The sequence below is a fragment of the Bradyrhizobium sp. LTSP857 genome (assembly GCF_000938285.1).
Taxonomy (GTDB): Bacteria; Pseudomonadota; Alphaproteobacteria; order Rhizobiales; family Xanthobacteraceae; genus Bradyrhizobium.
In genome coordinates this window covers 17,151-37,602 of record NZ_JYMS01000005.1, presented here as the reverse complement: position 1 = coordinate 37,602, position 20,452 = coordinate 17,151, and the positions used below count along the sequence as shown (strand labels likewise).

The window sequence follows — 20,452 nt, the reverse complement described above, 5'->3', positions numbered from 1 at the left end:
CATGGACGCACGCCTTTGCGAAAACATGGCTGATACCCGTTATTGGCGGTTGTCTGTACATACTAGTAGTTACAAAATACAATTACGTTCGGTTGATTCGAATACGGTGTTGAGGACGTCATGAAGGCGAAGGGTGAGCTCGTTAAGGCGGCCAAGAAGTTGATGTGGGAGCGTGGCTACGAGGCCGTCAGTCCGCGCGACCTGCTGGACGAAAGTGGTGCGGGGCAGGGCAGCCTCTATCATCATTTCAAGGGAAAAATGGACCTGGCGTCTGTGGCTCTCGGTGAAGTCTCCGATGAAATGTGCGAGCTCGCACGCCAGACCGTGGGGACCGACGGTTCTGCCCTGGATCGCGTCGTCCGCTATCTCGACGTTGCGCGCGACGGCCTCAAGGGTTGCAGGATGGGGAGATTTGCCTGCGAAGCGTCCATCGCCGAGGCCTCGCTGAGGAAGCCGGTCGAACGTTATTTCCGCGAACTCCAGCAGATCCTTGCGGCGGCGCTTCGCGAAGCTCAAGCCGATGGCGACATTGCGAAACGACTCGACGCCGACGAGCTTGCGCTGATGCTCATCACTGTCGTGCAGGGCGGCTTCGTCGTTTCGAGGGTTTACCGCGATCGGAATGCGATCAATCGGGCTACGGAGACGGCCAAGTCGCTGCTCAAATCGCTGCCACGCCGCTAGGCCACAGTTGCGACGCATCCGGCAGCTCATCGGAGGACCTATGGTAGATGACCTCAAGACCGGCACCTACGGTGTCGACCACATTGGGCTCAGTGTTCGCGATCTCGCGAGCACGCGAGACTTCTTTTGCGATTGTCTGGGATGGCGGATCGTCGGCGAGCGGCCGGAGTATCCAGCGGTGTTCGTATCCGACGGACACGACGTTGTGACGTTGTGGCAGGTCCAATCGCCTGGCGACGCAATCCCGTTCGATCGGCGTGCCAATGTCGGATTGCATCATCTGGCCCTCGCCGTCGTCGACCAGGCCGGCCTCGATACCCTCTACAAGCGCGTGTCGAATTGGCCTGGCGTCGTCGTCGAGTTCAGCCCGGAACGATCGGGTGCCGGCCCCAAGATCCATTTCATCGTGCGCGAGCCCAGCGGAGTACGGATCGAGTTTGCGTTCGATCCTCGCCTCGAGGAAGCGCGCAAGGCGCAGTGAGCCGGACGTCTGTTCGATTTTACTCGGCAGGAAGAAGCAAAGACGGCTCTTGCACTGGCTGCCATGCGGAAGCCAGGCGCTCGAGCGCGAGGCGAACGCCGTCCACGACGCTGGCCCAGTCGCCTCGCTTTGGTTGCCTGAACAGCTTCATGGACGAATACCATGGGCTGTCGTCGCGGTTGAGCAGCCAGCGCCAATCCGGGTTGAAAGGCAACATCGTCCAGACGGGGGCGCCCAGCGCGCCGGCGAGGTGAACGATGCTGGTGTCGACCGAGATCACCAGATCAAGGCACGAAATCAGCGCCGCGGTTTCGCTGAAATCCGTGAGCTGTTCAGTGAGGTCGACGATATCGGGACGTTCGCGGAGGAAGGCCCCGTCCTGATCCCGGACGCCTTTTTGCAATGAGACGAACTGGACGTCGCAATCCAGCAGAGGCGCAAGCGTGCGCAGCGCCATCGATCGATTGTGGTCGTTGTTGTGATCTGGATTCCCCGACCAGACGAGACCGACGCGGAAGCGCATGCGGGGGCCGAGCCGGTCTTCCCACGCCTTCACGCGCGCCACTGGGGGCGCAGAAAGGTAGCCTTCCGCGAACGGGATCGTATCGAGCCGCGTCCCGAACGCCAGCGGCAGACTTCCAAGAGGACAATGCAGGTCGAACGCCAGCGACGTCGAAGACGATAGGCCGATACAATTTGCGACTCCAGCGACACCAACCAAAAGCTGCTGGATCGGAGGCTGGACCTCCAGGATGACCTGAGCCCCGAGCGCGGCGACGATGGGCGCATAGCGCGCAAATTGAATTGCGTCGCCCAATCCCTCTTCAGAGTGAAGCAATAGGGTCTTGCCTTCGATCGGCTGGTCGCCGAGCCAAAGGGGTTGGGAAAAACCGCGATCGGGCAAGCCGACGGGAAGCTTCCAACGCGCTTCGCGCCCAAGCCAGCCTCGCTCATAGTCTCCGGTCAGCAGTTGAAGCGTCGCTAAATTATAGGTCGCTGGCGCATTGCCCGGGTCGACCGTCAGCGATCTGTGAAAGGTCGCGAAGGCTTCATCCAGCAATTGCAGATTCAACAATGCCAATGCCTTGTTGTTAAGCACCGCGGAAAAATCGGGACGAAGTTCAAGCGACCGATCGAAACGCGCAAGTGCCTGCTCGGTTCGGCCAAGTCTCGCATGAAGCAAGCCGAGGTTGTTGTGCGTCTCCGCCAGGCCGGGGTCCAGTGCCATGGACCTCTCGTAGTCGGCCTCCGCTTCCTCGAACCGGCTCGCCTCTTGGAGACAAGCGCCGCGCATTTGATACAGGGCTGCGGAATTTGGATCCAGTTTCTCGGCTATGTCCAGGCACTCCAGGGCCTCCGCATACCGGCCGAGATTGAACAACAGTCCGCCGCAGCTATGCGCTGCCTCCAAATATTGCGGATACAGTTGTAGCGCCCGCTGGAAATGCAGCACAGCATCGTCCATGCGCTTGCGTTGCCAGAGCAGATTGCCGAGATAATTAGACAGGACCGCATCCTGTGGTTTGGTGGTCGGGGCCGTGCTCTGGTGCTGCCGTGCTCCCGACCGCCACGCGGAAACCAGGCGCTCCAGTTCGAGGCGAACGCCGTCGACGACGCTGGCCCAGTCGCCTCGCTTTGGTTGCCTGAACAGCCTCATGGACGAATACCACGGGCTGTCGTCGCGGTTGAGCAGCCAGCGCCAATCCGGGTTGAAGGGCAACATCGTCCAGACCGGAGCGCCCAGCGCGCCGGCGAGGTGAACGACGCTGGTGTCGACCGAAATCACCAGATCAAGGCAGCTAATCAGCGCCGCCGTTTCGCTGAAATCCGTCAGCTGTTCCGTCGGGTCGACGATATCGGGACGTTCGCCGAGGAAGGCCCGGTCTGGATCCCGGACGCCTTTTTGCAAGGAGACGAACTGGACGTCGCAATCCAGCAGAGGCGCAAGCGTGCGCAGTGCCATCGATCGATTGTGGTCGTTGTTGTGATCTGGATTCCCCGACCAGACAAGACCAACGCGGAAGCGCGTGCGGGGGCCAAGCCGGTCTTCCCACGCCTGCACGCGCGCCACCGGGGGCGTAGAAAGGTAGCCTTCCGCGAGTGGGATCGTATCGAGCCGTGTCCCGAACGCCAGCGGCAGGCTTCCAAGAGGACAGTGCAGGTCGAACGCCGGCGACGTCGAAGACGATCGGCCGACACAATTGGCGACGCCAGTGATCCCACCCAAAAGCTGCTGGATCGGAGGCTGGACCTCCAGAATGATCTGAGCCCCGAGCACGGCCACGATGGGCGCATAGCGCGCAAACTGGATTGCATCGCCCAATGCCTCGTCGGCATGCAGCAAGATGGTCTTGCCTTCGATCGGCTCGTCACCAAGCCAGAGGGGCTGCGAAAAACCACGATCGACGAGGCCGAGAGACGACGCTTTCCAACGGGCCTCGCGTCCCGACCAGCCCCGCTCGAAATCTCCGGTCAGCATCTGAAGCAGTGCGAGATTCCAGATCGTGTCCGCATTGCCGGGGTCAACCGCCAGCGATTGATGGAAGGCTGCGAAAGCCTCGTCCAGCAAATGCAGGCTCCACAACGCCCGGGCCTTCTCGTTGAGCGCTGCGGAAAAATTCGGACGAAGTGCGAGCGCGCGATCGAAGCTCGCAAATGCCTGCTCCATCCGGCCAAATCTCGCATGCAGCGAGCCAAGGTTCTTGTGCGTCTCCGCCTCGCGGGGGTTCAGCGCAATGGATCTCTCGAAGTCGGCCTGCGCTTCCTCGAACCGGCCCAGCCGCTGCAAGCAAAGGCCGCGCGTTTGATAGAGAGCTGCGATATTTGGATTGTGCTTCTCGAATATGTTGAAGCATTCCAGGGCTTCGGCATACCGGCCGAGATCAAACAGTGACTTGCCCTGTTTTACGGCCTCAAAATGTTGCGGCAAACGTTGAGGTGCGACCGGTTTGGTTTGTTTGGCCGCGGTCCGGCGCTCTTGTCGATTCATCAGTTCGCTGCAGCTGTGCTTGCGGGGTCCACCGAGCGCGACCGTAGCGTCCCGTTGCGGTAGTTTCTGGTGCAAAGCTGGTGTGAAGCTGGCGCAATCCGCGTCATCCGCCATCCCTACAAGGATGCCGGTCGACAATGACCTTAGGGGCGCGACAATGATCCCTCGCCGCGTCCGGCGCGGGCACCACATCGCACCTTCGAGGGCCGCTATAGGTCGATCAGACCGCCATCGACGAACAGTTCGGCGCCGGTGGTGTAGGTGGCGTCGGCGGCAAGGTAGAGCGCTGCTGCGGCCACTTCGGCGACCGTACCAGTGCGGCCAAGCGGGATGCGCGTCTTGGCGCCTTCGATGAAGTTATCCTTCTGGGCGGGGGTGAGGCCGCCTTTGTCGAGGATCGGGGTGATGATCGGACCGGGGCTGATGGTGTTGACCCGAATGCCGCGCGGCGTCAGCTCTTTGGCGATCGTGCGACCGAACGAACGCAGCGCCGCCTTGGTCGAGCCGTATATGGTGCTGCCTCCCAAGCCGCCGCCCGCGCCCGCCACCGAAGCGGTCAGAATGATCGCGCCGCCGTCCGGAATGACTGGAATGGCATGCTTGATCAGGAAGAACGCGCCCTTCACGTTGATGTTGAACTGGCTGTCGTAAAGCGCCTCATCGACTTGTGCGATCGGCGCGAACTTGGCGATGCCGGCGTTGACGAACAGGACGTCGATGCGGCCGTGCCTGGCCTTGACCTTGTCGACCAGCATCTGAGTGGCGGCCACGTTGCCGGCGTCCGAGAGCAGCACCTCGATCCCGGGCAGCGCCACCTTGGCGGATTCCACCGAGCGCTCGCTGGAGCCGGTGACGATGACCGTTGCGCCTTCGGATTGGAAGAGTTTGGCTGTCTCAGCGCCGATGCCGGTCGTGCCTCCGCTGATGAGAGCGATCATTCCGTCGAGCTTGGCCATGTAAGGTGTCCTGACTTGAGTGGTTGGTCTGGTCAGACAGATGGGGGCCTGCGTGGCACACGCAATAGCGCCCCGCAGTCTGCTCGTCCGCGCCTCTTCAGCCGCGGTCGCACTCGCCTGGCTGATGACGACGTCGTCCGCCAGCGTGCCGACTTTCCGCTTTTATCCCTGAGGCTTAGCCATTAAGATCGGGGCAAGCGCACCCTTCTCCGCGGCGGTCCGGGCCAAGACTCAAGCCTTTCACTCGATCGTTGCTTCATCCTGAAGAAGAATTTGGCTTGCAGACGGCTATTCCAACGAGCAGCCCACGTACCCAGGAGGTCGTCTCCTTCGGTCCGTTTCAGTTGTTTCCCGCAGAGCGCGTTCTCAAGAAGGTTGATGAGGCGGTCAAGCTTGGCAGCCGTGCGTTCGATATCCTGCTTGTTCTGGTCGAGCATGCAGGTGAAGTGGTTGGCCAGAGAGAGCTGATCGCCAAGGTTTGGCCCGGGGTTTTCGTCGAAGAGGTCACCCTTCGGGTCCATATCACGGCCTTGCGCAAAGCCCTCGAAACCGGCGAAGGCGGCGAGCGATACCTCACCAATGTGCCGGGCCGCGGTTATTGCTTCATTGCGCCGACGTCGCGGGACACGGCAGGTTTGCCGACTGCCGATGATTTTCCTGAAGCTCACTACCCTCTGCCACCGTTGCTCGTGCAAATGGTTGGGCGCGACAAGATCGTTCGCGGAATCTGTCGCAAGCTGACAGCCGAGCGGTTCGTGACCATCGTCGGACCAGGCGGATTGGGCAAGACGACGGTCGTGCTGTCGGTCGCGCATACATTGCTGCCGGAATTTTTTGGCGCCGTCTGCTTTGTGGAGCTGAGCCCGGTCTCCGATCCGCGCCTGCTGGCGCCAGCCGTCGTCTCCGCGTTCGGCCTGCCGGTTCAGTCTGGCGACCCGATTCCGGGACTGGTCAGTCATTTGCGTGGCAGGCCCGTCCTGCTGATTCTCGACGGCTCCGAACACCTTATTTCGGAGGCGGCGGTGCTGTCGGAGAGGCTTTTTGCCGAGCTGCCGCAGCTTCATTTGCTCGTGACCAGCCGAGAAGTCCTGCGCGTCGGTGGCGAAAACGTCTACCGGCTGTCTCCCCTCGAGACTCCGCCTGACGGCCCCGGTTTGACGGCGGCCGAGTTGCTCGACTTCCCGGCCGTCAAACTCTTCCTGCAGCGCGCGACGACGAGCGGCGGGCAGATCAATCTGACGGACCAGGACGTCAAGATCGCCGGCAATATCTGCCGCAAGCTTGGCGGCAACGCACTCGCTATCGAGTTGGCGGCGGGGCGTGTCGAAGCCTATGGTTTGCAAGAGATTGCAAGGCTGCTCGACACCGAATTTGCCTTGCGTTGGCCCGGACGGCGGACGGCTCCGCCGCGTCATCAAACACTGGGCGCGACGCTTGACTGGAGTTACAACCTGTTGTCGGAGGTCGAGCGCACGATTTTACGGCGCCTGTCCGTATTCGTCACAGGCTTCACGCTCGAAGCCGCGTACCAGGTCGCACGAGGTCAGGGGGCCGGGGCGGAAGAGGTGTTCGACGCAGTCGGCGGACTGCTGATGAAATCGCTTGCCTCTGCCGACACCACGGGATCGAGCGCGCGCTATCGGCTCCTTGACACGACCCGCACTTATGCCGCGCTGAAATTGGCCGATGCCGGAGAGCTCGGCCAATTCCGGCGCGCGCACGCCGAATATTATTGCGCATTGTTGAAGACGGCGAATGAGGCGGATTTGCCGACAGATGAGCGGCGCGCCTTGGTCTCGCATCTCGACGACATCCGCGCCGCGCTGCATTGGGCGTTTGGACGCGACGGCGATCCAGGGATCGGTGTCAACCTGACGAGCTATGCGAGCTCGATCTGGTTGAGCAAGGCTTTGTTTGCCGAATGCCGTGAATGGACGATCCTGGCCGGCGCGGTTGCGCCAAGCCGCGAGGATGGCAAGGCGACTGATCAGCAGATCGTGATCCATCTGGCGCTCGCGAGCTCCCAGTTGTTCACGACGAGCTTCTCGGTGGAGGCAATGGTCGCCTGGACCAGGACGCTGGAAAGAACCGTTCGCGAAACCCAGGGGCAGTTGATACTGCGCTACCTGGCGTCGTGGGGGAGCAGCATCCGTACCTGCTATGATGAGGCGCTCGAACTTGCTCAGCGTTGTGCCGAGGATGCGAAGAGGCTGACTGATCCGGGTCCGACCGCTCTGGCGGAATGGATGCTGGGCCACTCGCTGCATCATCTCGGCAAGCTTGCGGAGGCGCGAACGCATCTCCAGCGTTCGCTCGACATCGATACGGAAAAGGCGCGGCTCGCGCAGGTCAATGCGATCGGCTACGACCGTCGCGTGGATACGCTCGGCAATCTCGCGAGCACGGTGTGGATGCAGGGGTTTCCCGAGCAGGCCCAGTTGTTGGGGGTGCGCGTGCTGGCGGCGGCAAGGCCGCTTCAATTCGCAATGCCGCTCAGCGTTGCGATGACATGGGCCAGCTTCCACCGGTACTTGTCCGATACCGACATCGATTCCGTCGAGCACGACATTGTCGAGCTGATCGAGCATGCCAGAACCCATTCGATAAAGCCCCAGGTGGGGATTGGTAATTGCCTTTTGGCCCTGTGCCAGACGAGGCGGAATCAGTTCGATGCAGCGATGCCGCTGGCGGCCGAAGGGCTGCGACTATTGGCCGAAATGCAATACGAAGTGTTCGTTCCTCTCATCCTGGCTCACCTCAGTGAATCCGCAATTGCGGCGGATCGATACGTTGATGCTGTGTCCCTGATGGCGCAGCTGGCGAGCAGGGATCGTAACGGAGAACATTGGTGCACGGCCGAGGTCCTGCGGGTGAAAGGACTGTTGGCGCAATCGGATGGTGACGCCGACGCGGCAGCCACTCTCTTTCTGCAAGCGGTGGCGATGGCACGCAAGCAAGGTGCACTGGCCTGGGAGCTGCGGGCGGCCATGAATCTCGCCAGATTGCAGGCCAATCACGGCCGCCAAAGCGAGGCCATGGAGTTGCTGGAGCCGGTTTACAACAGGTTCAGCGAAGGCTTCGAAACTGTCGATCTGCTTGCCGCGCGTAGCTTGCTTGGCCAGCTCGCCCAATGAAGCTTCGTAAGGCTCTTCTACCTGCGGCGAGAATGCCGTAGGGATGGCCGGGACGAGGATTTGAGATGGCAAAGCAGACTGTGAAGAAGCCGCCCGCATTGAAGGGCGTGTCAGCGGCCGAACGGGCACTCGCGGTATTGACCGCGTTTCGTCGCGGGGATGGCGCCTTGAGCCTGGCCGAATTGGCGGAGCGGACCGGTCTGGTCAAGAGCACGATCCTGCGGCTTGCCTTGTCGTTGCAGCAATATCGGCTCCTCGCGCGCCTGCCGGACGGCTCTTACCGGCTTGATGCGGAGACCTTGCGTCTCGGCACTGCCTATCAGCAGGCGTTTCGTCTGTCCGATCACGTCATGCCTGTCCTCGAGCAACTCGCGGCGAAGACGGGGGAGACGACGTCCTTCTATATTCGAAACGGTGAAGACAGGCTGTGTCTTTTCAGGGTGGAGACCACCAATCGGATCCGGATGACCGTGCAGCCGGGCGATACACGTCCCATGGACAAATCTGCCATCGCTCAAACGCTGCGGCGGTACGAGTCCGGTCCGCCTGAATCGGACGACGAACTGCCGCTGTTTACGTCTGGCGTGACGGATCCTCATGCGGCCGCTCTCGCCATGCCCGTCTTCGGCATTGCCGACTCCCTGGTCGGGGCGCTCGCGATCTCGGGGCCAGTCAGCCGGCTCACGACAGCGCGGGCGGAGCAGATCAAAGGGGCGCTGGTCGAGGCTGCAAGCAAGCTCACCCTGGCGTGTGGGGGAACTCCGTCCTCCGGCACGGGGAAGAATGCACGCAAACGGACGGCATAGTCTAAAACGAAACGGCGTTTCGTTTTAACTTGCGCGGACATCGGCGGGCCTATAAGCCTTCTCCATAACAACGATGGGGGAGGACAAACGTCGTGGCAGCAGCATCGCTCACGCGGAGAGCCGTTCTGGTCGGACTGGGCGCCTCCGTTCTTCCGCACGTCGGGACAGCGCAGGAGGTGCGTTGGTCGAACGGCTCCGAGAAGCCACGTTTCGTCCCGCCCGCCGGCGCGGTCGATTGCCACTTCCACACCTATGACAAGAACTATCCGATCGCGAAGGGCGCGACATTGCTGCCCGACGACGCCTTGCCCGAGGATTATCGCGCACTGCAACGCCGGATCGGCACGACGCGTGGCGTCATCATCCAGCCTTCCACTTATGGCACCGACAACCGGTTGCAGATCGCGTCGCGACAGGCGCTCGGCGCGGAGAACTTTCGTGTGGTCGCGGTGGTGCCCGAGGATATATCGGACGCCGATCTGCGAAGGCTCGACGAGCAGGGTGTGCGCGGCGTCCGCTTCAATCTCGGTTTTCCGGGCGTGTTGACGTTAGACTCTCTCAAGTTGCTCGCCCCGAGGCTCGCCAATCTCGGCTGGCACTGCCAGATCAACATGCGTCCCAAGCAGATTGAGGACAAACGCGGACCTTCTTGTCTCTTTGCCTGGGCGTCTCGTCTTCGACCATTTGGCTCAGATACCGCAGCCGGCTGGCCTGGAGAGCGCGCCTTACAAGATCATCCGAGGCCTGCTCGACCGCGGCAAGACCTGGGTGAAGCTGTCAGGTCCCTATGTCTCGAGCAAGCAGGGCGCGCCGGATTACGCTGACGCAGGCGCCGTTGCGGCAGCCTACGTCAAGGCAGCGCCTGAGCGGCTGGTCTGGGGCAGTGACTGGCCGCATCCCTCCGAGCCGAAGGAGCGCAAGCCGGATGACGCGCGGTTGTTCGACCTTTTTGCGCAATGCGCAGGCGACGACGTCGCGTTCAAGCGCATCCTGGTGGATAATCCTGTCGAGCTCTATGGTTTCCCAAAGGTCGTCCCAAAGGTCGTCCCATGACGTTCTTCAACCCGCCGCGTCGGATCGAAACCAGCACCTTCACGCGGCTTCCGGATCAGTTCCGCAAGCCGCGCCGCACCTCATGGGCGGATGCCAATCAGGGCGGACGTGAGATCGACTGCTTCCTTGAAGGGCCATCCTTCGATCGGCAGGGCCGATTGTATGTCACCGATATTCCCTATGGACGCATCTTCCGTGTCAGCGCGGAAGGCGCGTGGGAGCTCGTGTCCGAGTATGATGGATGGCCGAACGGGCTGAAGATTCATCGCGACGGCCGCGTGTTCATCACCGACTACAAGCGCGGGATCATGCTGCTGGATTCTTCCAGCGGCGCCGTAACGCCATTTCTGGAGACAGCGGCGAGCGAGAGCTTCAAGGGCGTGAACGATCTCATCTTTGCGCCGTCGGGCAATCTCTATTTCACCGACCAGGGGCAGACCGGGATGCATGATCCCACGGGCCGCGTCTGGAAACTCACGCCGGATGGCCGGCTCACCTGTCTGATCAACACGATCCCGAGTCCGAACGGCATCGTCGTTGATCCCGAGGAAAGTTTTCTGCTCGTCGCTGTGACGCGGGCGAACCAGATCTGGCGCGTGCCGCTGCCGGCGAGCGGCCTGACCACAAAGGTCGGCATCTTCTCGCATTTGCATGGCGGTCCTGGTGGTCCCGACGGACTGGCGCTGGACGACGGCGGCAACCTCTTGGTCTGCCACACCGGCTTCGGCTCGGTATGGCGGTTGTCGCCGCTGGCTGAGCCGCTCGACCGCATCGTCTCCTGCGCGGGCGTCGGTACGACCAACCTGGCTTTTGGCGGGCCGCAACGAAAGAGCCTCTTCATCACCGAGAGCCGCACCGGAACCCTGCTGCGCGCCGAGCTCGAAACGCCGGGCATGCCGATGTTCTCGCACGCCGACTAGTGGTCGTGTCGATCGGCGCTGCCGCATGCAGGCCCCCTAACCGATGGCCAGCGCTCCACTTTTCCCAGGGAACACGTCCAGTCGCGCGACGCAGGCGCCTCGGCGCCTTCACGTAAAATGAAACGCCGTTTCAAAATAAATTGCAACGGCGTTCTATTTTTGGTAAGCCGCCTCATGGCCGGGAAACACCGGCCGCCCGGAGGAAACCCATGGCAAGTGTCGCTGCCGCCTCAGCCGGCTCGGGCTTCACACCTGAGCAGGAGAAGATCCTCTCGAAGGTGCTGTGGCGGATCGTGCCGTTCCTGCTGCTCTGCTACATCATCGCCTATCTCGACCGGGTGAACGTCGGCATCGCCAGCCTGACGATGAACCACGACCTCGGCATCTCGCCGTCCGAATTCGGTTGGAGCGCCGGGCTGTTCTTCTTCGGCTATTTCCTGGCCGAAGTGCCGAGCAATCTGGCCTTGCAGGCCATCGGCGCGCGCAAGTGGATCGCCCGCATCCTGATCACGTGGGGCGTGATCTCGGCCGCAACGGCGTTCGTGGTCGGTCCTGTGAGTTTCGGCGCGATGCGCTTCCTGCTCGGGCTAGGCGAAGCCGGCTTCACGCCCGGCGTATTTCTCTATTTTACATACTGGTTTCCGGCGCGTGCGCGGGGGACGGCGACCGCGGCATTTCTGCTCGGCATCCCGATCGCGAACATCATCGGCGCGCCGATATCGAGTTCGCTGCTCACCATCGATGGTGTGGCGGGGTTGCACGGTTGGCAGTGGCTCCTGATCCTTGAAGGTCTGCCCGCAATAATTCTTGGTTTCGTGTGCTTCTTCACGCTCACCGACAAGCCCGAACAGGCCAAATGGTTGAGCCCTGAGGAGCGGAGCTGGCTTGCCGAGGTGTTGGCGGCGGAGCGTCAGGCCATTGCCGCCAAGCACTCATCGCGGCTCAAGGACGCCTTCCTGAATTGGCGGGTCCTTGTGTGCGCAGCCGTCAATTTCTGCGCCATCATCGGCTCCGTCGGCCTTGGGCTGTGGATGCCGCAAATCATCAAGGGCCTCGGCTTCGGTGTCGTTGCCGTCGGCTTTATCGCTGCTGTCCCTTACATCTGCGGCGCCATCACGATGATGCTGTGGGCCCGCCTGTCGGACAAGGGCGGGGAACGAAGCTGGTTTGTGGCCAGCGCGTTGCTGTTGGGGGCGGTGTCGTTGGTAGCCTGCAGCTACGCGACGTCTTCGGCGCTCACCTCGGTTGTGGCGCTGTGCGGCGCGGTGATCGGGATCATGTGCTACCAGTCCACCTTCTGGCCGATCCCGTCGAGCTTCCTCACCGGCAGCGCGGCCGCCGGCGGCCTGGCGATGATCGTCTCGATCGGCAATCTCGGTGGCTTCGTCGGTCCTTATCTCATTGGTGTGATCAAGCAGTCGACCGACAGCTTCTCGTGGGCCCTGATGTCGGTGGCCGCATTTCTTGCTTTGGCCGCCATCCTGATCCGGGTGGTTGGTGTCAGTCTCCAGCGACAGACCGGAGCGGCTGACAGCCGCACCAGCCCGATCGCAACCCTCTCGAAAGGAATTTAGAAATGAGCGAACGAAAGCAGTTCCGCCTTGGTCTGGTCGGTTACGGCGAGATCGGCAGCACGCTGGGCAAAGGACTGCGCGAGGCCGGCCTGAAGCAGATCTTCTGCTACGACAAATACGCCTTCGACGGCCCGTATGCCGATCTGATCCAGGGGCGCGCCAAGGCGGCAGGCGTCACGCTGGTGAAGTCCAATCAAGAGCTGGCGGATGCAGCGGAGCTGATCTTCAGCGTCACGCCGGGCTCCAGGTCGCTCGAAAGCGCAACCGCGTTCGCATCCGTGCTCGATGGCCGCCACACCTTCCTCGACTTCGCCTCCGCCACGCCCAAGGTGAAATACGGCGTGGCCGAGCGGCTCGCCAAGACCGGTGCCACGCTTGGCGACGGCTCCATCATGGGGACGCCCAAGCACGGCTATGCGATGCACATGATGTCGAGTGGTCCCGCCGGGCCGCGCGTCGTCGACCTGCTCGTGCCCTGGGGCATGAGCATCGAATTCGCAGGCGAGAAGCTCGGCACGGCTTCGGGCATCAAGATCCTTCGCTCCGTCCTGATCAAGGGCATCGAGGCACTGATCGATGAGACGCTGTTGGCGGCCCGGTCCTACGGTCTGGAGGAGACCGTATTGGCCTCGGCGTCGAAGACGCTCACGCGTCCGTTCATGGACACCGTTGAGAGCCTGACGCCCTCCGGCGTCATCCATGCCAAGCGGCGCACCGAAGAGGTCGAGATGGCCGCCGAGGCGGTCGCAGATGCCGGGATCGAGCCGCTGATGGCGCGCGCCACGGTGGCGCGGCTGCGCTGGAAGGACAGCCTGGGTCTGAAAGAGCATTTCAAGGGCATCGTTCCGGAAAACTATAAGATCGCCATTGATGCGATCGCGGCCAGGATGCAGGTAACGGCGAAAGCGGCCGAATAAGACCAATAACAACAGGGAGAGAGACGTGACGGCCGCTCAAACGGAAATCGACCCGATAGAGAAGGTGACGATGCGCAGGGTTATCCTGCGCCTCGTGCCGTTCCTGATGATCTGCTACTTCTTTGCGCTGCTCGATCGCGTCAACGTCGGCTTCGCAGCGCTCCAGATGAACAAGGATTTGGGGCTCACGCCGGCGATGTTCGGCTTTGCCGCCAGCCTGTTCTTCGTCTCGTATTTTCTGGTGGAAGTGCCAAGCAACCTGGCTCTCCAGAAATTCGGCGCCAGGCGCTGGATCGCGCGCATCATGATCACCTGGGGATTGGTGACCGCGTGCATGGCCTTCGTCGTCGGGCCTTATTCGCTCTACGCCATGCGCTTTATTCTGGGCGCAGCGGAAGCCGGCTTTTTTCCAGGTGCGATCCTCTATTTGACCTATTGGCTTCCGTCGCAATATCGGGCGCGCATCCTGGCGACGTTCACGGTTTCGATCCCGCTCGCCACTTTCCTGGGCTCGCCCCTGTCTGTCGGCCTGCTCGAACTCGACGGCGCTCTCGGTCTGCGAGGGTGGCAGTGGCTCTTCATCCTGGAAGGGTTGCCGACCATTCTGCTGGGTCTCGTGTGCCTGTTCGTTCTGACCGACAAGCCGGCGCAGGCGTCCTGGCTCACCGCAGAGCAGCGGGAGTGGCTGATCGGACGCATGGAGACGGATGCGGCCGCGCGCAAGCCGGTCGGACATCTCTCCCTCTGGCAGCTCGCGACCAACAAGTATTTTCTTGTCATGGCTTTGGTTTGCTCCGGCGCCTCCGCCACCGGCAGTGTGCTGTCGGTCTGGCAACCGCAATTGTTGAAGTCGTTCGGCCTCTCGAACCTCCAGACTGGCTTTGTCAATGCGATCCCATACGGCATCGCGACCGTGCTCATGGTGTTGTGGGGACGCCATTCGGACAGGACAGATGAGCGCCGCTGGCACACGGCCATTCCGCTCTTGCTCGCCGCCGGAGGCTTCGCTGCATTGGGCATGACCGGAACTGCAATCGTGCCGACGGTCATCATGGTCACGTGCTGTCTGGTGGGCGCGTATGCCTTCAAGGGGCCATTCTGGGCGCTTTCGTCAAGCTGGCTTTCGGCGAGCACGCTCGCGGCAGGCCTTGCCGGGATCAACGCGATCTCCAACCTGATCGGCGGCGGCCTGATGGTCAACGTGGTCGGAATTGTCAAAGAGCAGACAGGTAGCTTCGTACTCGGGATGTTACCGCTTGCGCTGCTTTGTGCGGTGGCCGCAGCCTGTGTCCTGGTGCTTGGCCGAAACGCCGCGCGCGCAACCGAAATGGTGGCGGTGAAACCATGAGCGTGCGCAACAACAGTCCGAAGCAAGTCATCACCCGACGCGGCATTCTCGCAGGCATGCTGGCTGCGAGCACAGGCGCCTTGGCTGCCGGGGTCGAGCAGGCGGTGCCCAACAGCACCGGGTCGGCGCCGCCGCGCCTGAGCGCTCCTGTGGGTGCGTGCGACTGCCATCATCACATCTACGACGGACGGTTTCCCGTCTCACCGCATTGGCACCAGGGCTTTCCACCCGGTGCAACCGTCGCTGATTATCGAAATCTCCAGCGCCGGCTCGGCACCAGCAGGAGTGTCGTGGTGCAGCCATCCACCTACGGGGTCGACAACCGGTGTCTTGTGGATGCGCTGGGCCAGCTCGGCTCGGCGTCGCGCGGTGTTGCCGTCGTCGACACCGACGTCAAGGATGCGGAACTGCAAACACTGACGGATGCAGGCGTCCGTGCCATCCGCGTCAATTTCGTTTCTCCCCAGACCTGGGGGACGACCACACCGGAGATGCTGACCACGCTCGCAAGACGGGTGAGCCCATTCGGTTGGCACGTGCAGATCCTGATGACCGGCGATCAGATCGTCACCCATGAGAGCGTCATCCGCTCGCTTCCCACGAGGGTGGTGATCGACCATCTCGGACGTATCCCGCAGCCGGACGGCGTCAAGCATCCCGCGTTTGCCGCGGTCCGTCGCATGCTGGATGAGGGCCGCACTTGGGTAAAGGTCACTGAGCCCTATGAGGACAGCAAGCTCGGTCCGCCCTATGCCGACTCCAGCGAAGTTGCGCGGGCTTACGTGCAGGCGGCGCCGGAGCGCATCTTGTGGGGTACGGATTGGCCGCATCCGACCCAGCGTGGCACAAAGCCCGATGATGCCCTGTTGCTCGATCTGCTCGCGGACTGGGCGCCGGAGGAACTCACGCGCCGGCGCATCCTGGTCGACAATCCCACCGAATTGTTCGGCTTCTAGCCAACTAGCCGAAGGCGTCTCAATCGACGCCCTCGCACTTCAACTCACGCAATTGCCGATCCACCCAGGAGGCGTCATGGGTGCCGGCCTCGATATTGGCCATCTGCTTCTGCTCGGCCTCAAACTTCGCCGTTGACGCCTTGAACACCGCATCGATCTGATCAAACGGCACGCAGAGCAGGCCATCATCATCTCCGATGATGAGGTCGCCGGGCTCGATCACCATCCCGTCGATCGCGATCGGAACGTTGATTTCGCCCGGCCCATTCTTGTACGGGCCGCGGTGCGTGACTCCCGCCGCGAAAACCGGAAACTTCTGGCCGCGGATAAAGCCGGCGTCGCGGATCGCGCCGTTGATGACCAGGCCAGCCACACCGCGCTTGACCATCTGCATCAACATCATCTCGCCGGTGATGGCATTGGTCAGGTCGCCGCCGGCATCGACGACGATGACGTCGCCGGGTTCGGCGAGCGCAATCGCCTTGTGGACCATTAGATTGTCGCCTGGGGCTGTCTTGACAGTCAGCGCTGGGCCCGCGAGCCCGCCACCCTGGTGCATCGGACGAAGCCGCGCGCCGCCGGCCGTCAGGCGGGACATGCTGTCGCTGACATTGGCGACCGGCAACGGGACGAAACGGGCGACGACGTCGGCGCCGACCTTGCGTTTCCGCGGCAAAATTCGAAATCCAACAGACATCGTTTCCCTTCCACGCAAAGGTCAGTCGCATTTTAGAACGTCGTTTCATTATCAGAGGAAGGGGTGTTGATGCAAGGCGCTGTGTCGGCAACCGCGGAACTCCAGGCGGGCAGTGCCACGTTGAACGCGCTGAGGCCCGCGTAACAGGCCTCAGTGCCAAGCTCACGCTCAATCCGCATGAGACGGTTGTATTTGGCCGTGCGATCGGACCGCGAAAGAGAGCCTGCCTTGATCTGTCCGCACTGGGTGGCGACAGCGAGATCGGCGATCGTCGTATCTTCGGTTTCGCCGGAGCGATGCGACATCACAACGGTGTAGCCGGCCTTGTGGGCGCGGGTGACGGTTTGCAGGGCCTCCGTGAGGGTCCCGATCTGGTTGACCTTGACCAGAATGGAATTGGCAATGCCCGCACGAATGCCGGCGTCGAGCAATTCAGGATTGGTGCAGAAGACGTCGTCGCCGGTGAGCTGGCAGCTGGATCCTAGCTCACGAGTGATCAGTTGCCAGCCGGCAAAGTCCGTCTCGGCCATCGGATCCTCGATCGAGCAGACCGGATACTGCCGAACGATGTCGAGGAGATAGGCAACGTGCTGTTCGACCGACCGCACCAGTTTCTCGCCGCGATAGTGATAGGCGCCGTCCTCGAAGAACTCCGATGACGCGGGGTCGATGACCAGCGCGACGTCCTGGCCCGGCCTGTAGCTGGACGCTTCGACCGCCGCGAGGATGGTCTCGATCGCCTCGTGCGCGTCGCGCATGTTCGGCGCGAAGCCGCCTTCGTCGCCGACATTGGTCTGGTGGCCTGCGCGCATCAGGTGCTGCTTGAGGGTGTGGAAGATTTCCGAGCCCATCCTGATTGCGTCCGCGAACGTCGCAGCGCCGATCGGCATGATCATGAATTCCTGGAAGTCGAGGGGATTGTCGGCGTGCGCGCCACCGTTGATGACGTTCATGCCGGGGGCAGGCAGTAGCCGCGCGTTGGCGCCGCCGACATAGCGGTAGAGCGGAATGTCGATGGAGGCAGCCGCGGCCTTGGCCACCGCCAGCGACACGCCGAGGATGGCGTTGGCACCGAGACGGCTCTTGCCGCGCGTGCCGTCGAGATCGATCATGGTGCGGTCGATGGACGCCTGTGCGAACGCGTCCCGGCCGCGCAAGGCGCTGCTGATCTCGGTGTTGACGGCCTCGATCGCCCGCAGGACGCCCTTGCCGTGAAAACGCGGGCCGCCATCGCGCAGCTCATGCGCTTCATGCGCGCCTGTCGATGCTCCGGACGGCACCGCGGCGCGGCCGCGCGCGCCGTCCGCGAGGCCAACCTCGACCTCGACGGTCGGGTTGCCGCGGCTGTCGAGAATTTCGCTGGCGGCGATCTCTGTGATGGCTGTCATGGGCGTGCTCTCATCCTTGTCGGCATGGTGAGCCATATGCACGGCAATTAGGCCGCGCAGGCATCCAATTGCTTGAATTTCACGCTAACTATCGCGCTACGTACAAAGCTGCTATCGACTTCGCTTCGCCAATGCGTGAGTATTATTCACAAATAGGAGCTCCGCTTGGCACGTCGCCTGCCGCCATTGTTCGCACTCAAAGCCTTCGAAGCGACGGCGCGGCTGGGCTCGGTCACGCGCGCCGCCGAGGAGCTGGGCCGGACGCATGGCGCCGTCAGCAAGCAGATTCGTGCCCTGCAGGAGCACGCCGGCACGGCGCTGTTCGACAAGGCGGGGACCGGCCTGCGGCTGAGCCGGCAGGGCGAAGAACTGCTGCCGGCTGTCGCGCAGGCGCTCGATCATCTCGAGCACGCCTGGCTGCGGATGCTCGACGAGGCGCGCGCGCCCAGTGTCCACGTTGCTTGCAGCGCCACCTTCGCGATGCGTTGGCTGGTGCCGCATCTTGCGGGCTTCTATCGCCGTCATCCCGGCATGCGGGTGCGGCTATCGATGACGTCGGCCCGCGAGATCCGCCACCAGGGCGCGGATCTCGTCGTTGCCTGGGACCGTCAGTCCTATCCCGAGCGCGACCAGGCGCGCGCCATCCGCGTGGCCGACGTCGCCTTCGGCCCCGTCTGCGCACCGGACTATCCGGTGTCGGTCAAGGGGCGCCGGGTGTCGTGCGAGACGCGCATCGTGCACGAGCACACTTCGCGCGCCTGGAACGTCTGGCAGGACAACGCCGACCGGAAGATCACCAGCAAGGCCGAGCTCAGCTTTCCGCACACGCATCTTTGCATCGAGGCCGCGTTGTCCGGCCTCGGCGTGGCGCTGGTCGAGCGCCGGATGGTCCACGACGACCTCCTCGCCGGCAGGCTGGTCGCGCCAGCCCAGTTCGTGCCGTTTGCGGATGGCCTCGCCATCGTGCCGGCCTCAGAGCGCGCGGATTCGCCGGCGGCCAACGCGTTCATCGCCTGGATGATCGACGAACTTGAAGGCGGCTGAGCGAGCCAGGTGACACTGGTTCGTCCAGCACGCCCTCTCAAAGCTCCCTTCCAATCAAGCGGTCCACCGAGAACCGCCCTCCGCCGCGAAACGAAATGTGCAGGGCAACGAGGCCCAGCAGGAACGGGTACTCCATGCCTCGATCGATCCAGGCCCATTTGGGGTAATGGATCAGGCAGATCATCGCCATCTGCACGGCGATCATGGGTGCGATGAGCCGGGTGAAGAACCCTGCCGCGAGCATGACGGCCCCGAACGTTTCCAGGTACATCACAAAATACCCGAACAGTATCGGGGCTGGAAGATGCAGCGAATTCGTGATGAAGTTCACGGAGCTCGCGAACGGATTGGCCATGGCGCCGTGGGACTCGCCGAGCAGTTTTGGCAGCCCGTGCGTGAGCAGGATCAATCCGAAGGCAACGCGCAGAAGCGCATAGGAAACCGGATTTGAGATCTCGTAGAAATTGCGCAAGGCCGGCAACAGCAGGGATGGGGACTCGTGCCGCTGAGCCCTGCCGGTCATCGCATCACTCGTCATGGTCGGTCTCCCTCTCATGATAGGGAGATTAGACGGTCACGCGCGTCGGATAACCTCGTGCAGCCTGGCTTCACTCTTCGGTCGGGGCGAACAATGTGCCCGATCGCGTTGACGGGAACGTCGTTCGTTCCCGAGAGTTCATCAACTCAACATCACCGCACGCCCGTGCCTTTGCAGCGCTGACACTTCACCACCTTGTCGCCCTTCTTGAGCAAACCTTTGCCTTCACAATTTTTGCATTTCTGCTTCTTCTTGATGTTCGGGCCTTTTTCACTCGTCATGAAATTCTCCTGCCGCTGGAGGGCGGTCAATGTTCTTGTGCGCCAGCTCGGCGAAACAGACAAGCGGTGCCAGGCAAGCGGCGCCAGGTAAGCCCTGCACTATGCCGGCTTCGGCACCACCAATACGGGCACGCTTCCGTTCACCAGGACCTCGGATGTCTGGCTGCCCAAAAACAGCTTCCTGAGACCGCGACGCCCGTGAGTGGCCATGACGATCAAGTCGCAACCCCTCGATTTTGCCGTTTCAATGATCGCAGTGGCCGGGTGCGCATTCGGAACATGCAGGAGTTCTGCCGGCTTGCCGATCTGCTCCGACATGGCGCGAGCTTCATCGAGCACTTTGCCCGCACGGGCCTTGCAGGCTGCGTCATAGCTATCAACCTCGTCCTGCGTCGGAATCCATCCCGAGTCGTGTCCGCCGCCATAGTCGACCGGCAGCGCTTCCGTCACGGTGATGATTGTCAGCCTGGCGTTCAAGGCCTTCGCCAAGGCAATGCCATGCTCAACGCCTTTTTTCGCGACGTCCGATCCATCCGTGCTCAAGAGAATGTTGGCGTACATTCGGTGGCTCCCTTGCTCGTCGAACAAAGTGATGCCCGGCTAATATGGTCCGATACCCGCCGTGGGTCCATGCGCCTTTTTCGGCCCCGGTCTCACTGCCATAGCCTCGAAGGGCTGGCCTCGCA

At 62.4% G+C, this 20,452-nt stretch carries 17 protein-coding genes and 2 pseudogenes; 12 read left to right on the top strand and 7 right to left on the bottom strand.

From position 1 onward, the window contains the following. Positions 1-120: 120 nt before the first annotated feature. Positions 121-684: a TetR/AcrR family transcriptional regulator gene (locus UP06_RS00540; protein WP_044999703.1), complete on the top strand. Its 564-nt coding sequence runs from the start codon at positions 121-123 to the stop codon at positions 682-684. A gap of 40 nt (positions 685-724) precedes the next feature. Then, positions 725-1,165, top strand: a complete 441-nt coding sequence (locus UP06_RS00535) for a VOC family protein (RefSeq protein WP_044999702.1) — start codon at positions 725-727, stop codon at positions 1,163-1,165. Positions 1,166-1,184: 19 nt separating this feature from the next. Here the strand turns inward: UP06_RS00535 and UP06_RS39165 are convergent, their stop codons facing one another. Both UP06_RS39165 and UP06_RS00525 read right to left on the bottom strand, forming a co-directional pair. After that, positions 1,185-4,154, bottom strand: a complete 2,970-nt coding sequence (locus UP06_RS39165; RefSeq protein WP_197087087.1) for a tetratricopeptide repeat protein — start codon at positions 4,152-4,154, stop codon at positions 1,185-1,187. A 209-nt stretch (positions 4,155-4,363) separates the two neighbouring features. Further along, a complete protein-coding gene (locus UP06_RS00525; protein WP_044999701.1) occupies positions 4,364-5,110 on the bottom strand; it encodes an SDR family oxidoreductase in 747 nt (248 codons plus the stop codon). Between the two features lie 278 nt (positions 5,111-5,388). Here UP06_RS00525 and UP06_RS00520 point away from each other — a divergent pair, with 278 nt between their 5' ends. The 9 genes and pseudogenes from UP06_RS00520 (at position 5,389) to UP06_RS00485 (ending at position 15,818) form a co-directional block, all read left to right on the top strand. Beyond that, on the top strand, positions 5,389-8,244 hold the full coding sequence (locus tag UP06_RS00520; protein WP_197087086.1) for an ATP-binding protein: 2,856 nt from the start codon (positions 5,389-5,391) through the stop codon (positions 8,242-8,244). A gap of 65 nt (positions 8,245-8,309) precedes the next feature. After that, complete coding sequence (locus UP06_RS00515) at positions 8,310-9,050, top strand: IclR family transcriptional regulator (protein WP_044999700.1); 741 nt, start codon at positions 8,310-8,312, stop codon at positions 9,048-9,050. A gap of 92 nt (positions 9,051-9,142) precedes the next feature. Continuing rightward, a pseudogene (locus UP06_RS41880) lies at positions 9,143-9,625 on the top strand (amidohydrolase family protein); the annotation flags it as partial. A 52-nt stretch (positions 9,626-9,677) separates the two neighbouring features. Beyond that, entirely contained in the window at positions 9,678-10,103 is a 426-nt protein-coding gene (locus tag UP06_RS41875) for an amidohydrolase family protein (RefSeq protein ID WP_245305365.1), read from the top strand. After that, complete coding sequence (locus tag UP06_RS00505) at positions 10,100-11,023, top strand: SMP-30/gluconolactonase/LRE family protein (RefSeq protein WP_044999699.1); 924 nt, start codon at positions 10,100-10,102, stop codon at positions 11,021-11,023. Before UP06_RS41875 ends, UP06_RS00505 begins: the two co-directional genes overlap by 4 nt. Before the next feature lie 209 nt (positions 11,024-11,232). Continuing rightward, the gene (locus UP06_RS00500) at positions 11,233-12,597 is read left to right on the top strand and encodes an MFS transporter (protein WP_044999698.1); all 1,365 of its coding nucleotides are present in this window, start codon (positions 11,233-11,235) and stop codon (positions 12,595-12,597) included. Between the two features lie 2 nt (positions 12,598-12,599). Next, positions 12,600-13,514 carry an NAD(P)-dependent oxidoreductase gene (locus UP06_RS00495; RefSeq protein WP_044999697.1) on the top strand — a complete coding sequence of 305 codons (915 nt, stop codon included), beginning with the start codon at positions 12,600-12,602 and terminating at the stop codon, positions 13,512-13,514. Positions 13,515-13,539: 25 nt separating this feature from the next. Next, positions 13,540-14,862 carry an MFS transporter gene (locus UP06_RS00490; RefSeq protein WP_082081193.1) on the top strand — a complete coding sequence of 441 codons (1,323 nt, stop codon included), beginning with the start codon at positions 13,540-13,542 and terminating at the stop codon, positions 14,860-14,862. After that, positions 14,859-15,818, top strand: coding sequence for an amidohydrolase family protein (locus UP06_RS00485; protein WP_044999695.1), 960 nt, complete (start codon positions 14,859-14,861; stop codon positions 15,816-15,818). Before UP06_RS00490 ends, UP06_RS00485 begins: the two co-directional genes overlap by 4 nt. Before the next feature lie 19 nt (positions 15,819-15,837). Here the strand turns inward: UP06_RS00485 and UP06_RS00480 are convergent, their stop codons facing one another. Then, positions 15,838-16,515, bottom strand: coding sequence for an RraA family protein (locus tag UP06_RS00480; protein ID WP_044999694.1), 678 nt, complete (start codon positions 16,513-16,515; stop codon positions 15,838-15,840). A gap of 125 nt (positions 16,516-16,640) precedes the next feature. Beyond that, positions 16,641-17,903: pseudogene (gene eno, locus UP06_RS00475) on the bottom strand (phosphopyruvate hydratase); the annotation flags it as partial. A 165-nt stretch (positions 17,904-18,068) separates the two neighbouring features. Between eno and UP06_RS00470 the strand changes: the two are divergent. Then, the gene (locus tag UP06_RS00470; protein ID WP_044999693.1) at positions 18,069-18,947 is read left to right on the top strand and encodes a LysR substrate-binding domain-containing protein; all 879 of its coding nucleotides are present in this window, start codon (positions 18,069-18,071) and stop codon (positions 18,945-18,947) included. Between the two features lie 37 nt (positions 18,948-18,984). On the opposite strand, the gene UP06_RS00465 is transcribed toward UP06_RS00470, so the two are convergent. The 3 genes from UP06_RS00465 to UP06_RS00460 all read right to left on the bottom strand — a co-directional run bounded on the left by UP06_RS00465 (position 18,985) and on the right by UP06_RS00460 (position 20,327). Beyond that, positions 18,985-19,485 carry a DoxX family protein gene (locus tag UP06_RS00465; protein ID WP_245305364.1) on the bottom strand — a complete coding sequence of 167 codons (501 nt, stop codon included), beginning with the start codon at positions 19,483-19,485 and terminating at the stop codon, positions 18,985-18,987. 152 nt (positions 19,486-19,637) lie between these two features. Continuing rightward, a complete protein-coding gene (locus UP06_RS42375) occupies positions 19,638-19,766 on the bottom strand; it encodes a hypothetical protein (protein WP_007600646.1) in 129 nt (42 codons plus the stop codon). Positions 19,767-19,865: 99 nt separating this feature from the next. After that, positions 19,866-20,327: a universal stress protein gene (locus UP06_RS00460; protein WP_044999689.1), complete on the bottom strand. Its 462-nt coding sequence runs from the start codon at positions 20,325-20,327 to the stop codon at positions 19,866-19,868. Positions 20,328-20,452: the final 125 nt, after the last annotated feature.

Bases quoted from the DNA above. Each gene is read 5' to 3' on its own strand.
- UP06_RS00515 (WP_044999700.1), top strand. From the start codon at position 8,310: ATGGCAAAGCAGACTGTGAAGAAGCCGCCCGCATTGAAGGGCGTGTCA.
- UP06_RS00535 (WP_044999702.1), top strand. From the start codon at position 725: ATGGTAGATGACCTCAAGACCGGCACCTACGGTGTCGACCACATTGGG.
- UP06_RS00485 (WP_044999695.1), top strand. From the start codon at position 14,859: ATGAGCGTGCGCAACAACAGTCCGAAGCAAGTCATCACCCGACGCGGC.
- UP06_RS00525 (WP_044999701.1), bottom strand. From the start codon at position 5,110: ATGGCCAAGCTCGACGGAATGATCGCTCTCATCAGCGGAGGCACGACC.
- UP06_RS00505 (WP_044999699.1), top strand. From the start codon at position 10,100: ATGACGTTCTTCAACCCGCCGCGTCGGATCGAAACCAGCACCTTCACG.
- UP06_RS00500 (WP_044999698.1), top strand. From the start codon at position 11,233: ATGGCAAGTGTCGCTGCCGCCTCAGCCGGCTCGGGCTTCACACCTGAG.
- UP06_RS42375 (WP_007600646.1), bottom strand. From the start codon at position 19,766: ATGACGAGTGAAAAAGGCCCGAACATCAAGAAGAAGCAGAAATGCAAA.
- UP06_RS00460 (WP_044999689.1), bottom strand. From the start codon at position 20,327: ATGTACGCCAACATTCTCTTGAGCACGGATGGATCGGACGTCGCGAAA.
- UP06_RS00540 (WP_044999703.1), top strand. From the start codon at position 121: ATGAAGGCGAAGGGTGAGCTCGTTAAGGCGGCCAAGAAGTTGATGTGG.
- UP06_RS00465 (WP_245305364.1), bottom strand. From the start codon at position 19,485: ATGACGAGTGATGCGATGACCGGCAGGGCTCAGCGGCACGAGTCCCCA.
- UP06_RS00480 (WP_044999694.1), bottom strand. From the start codon at position 16,515: ATGTCTGTTGGATTTCGAATTTTGCCGCGGAAACGCAAGGTCGGCGCC.
- UP06_RS39165 (WP_197087087.1), bottom strand. From the start codon at position 4,154: ATGAATCGACAAGAGCGCCGGACCGCGGCCAAACAAACCAAACCGGTC.
- UP06_RS00495 (WP_044999697.1), top strand. From the start codon at position 12,600: ATGAGCGAACGAAAGCAGTTCCGCCTTGGTCTGGTCGGTTACGGCGAG.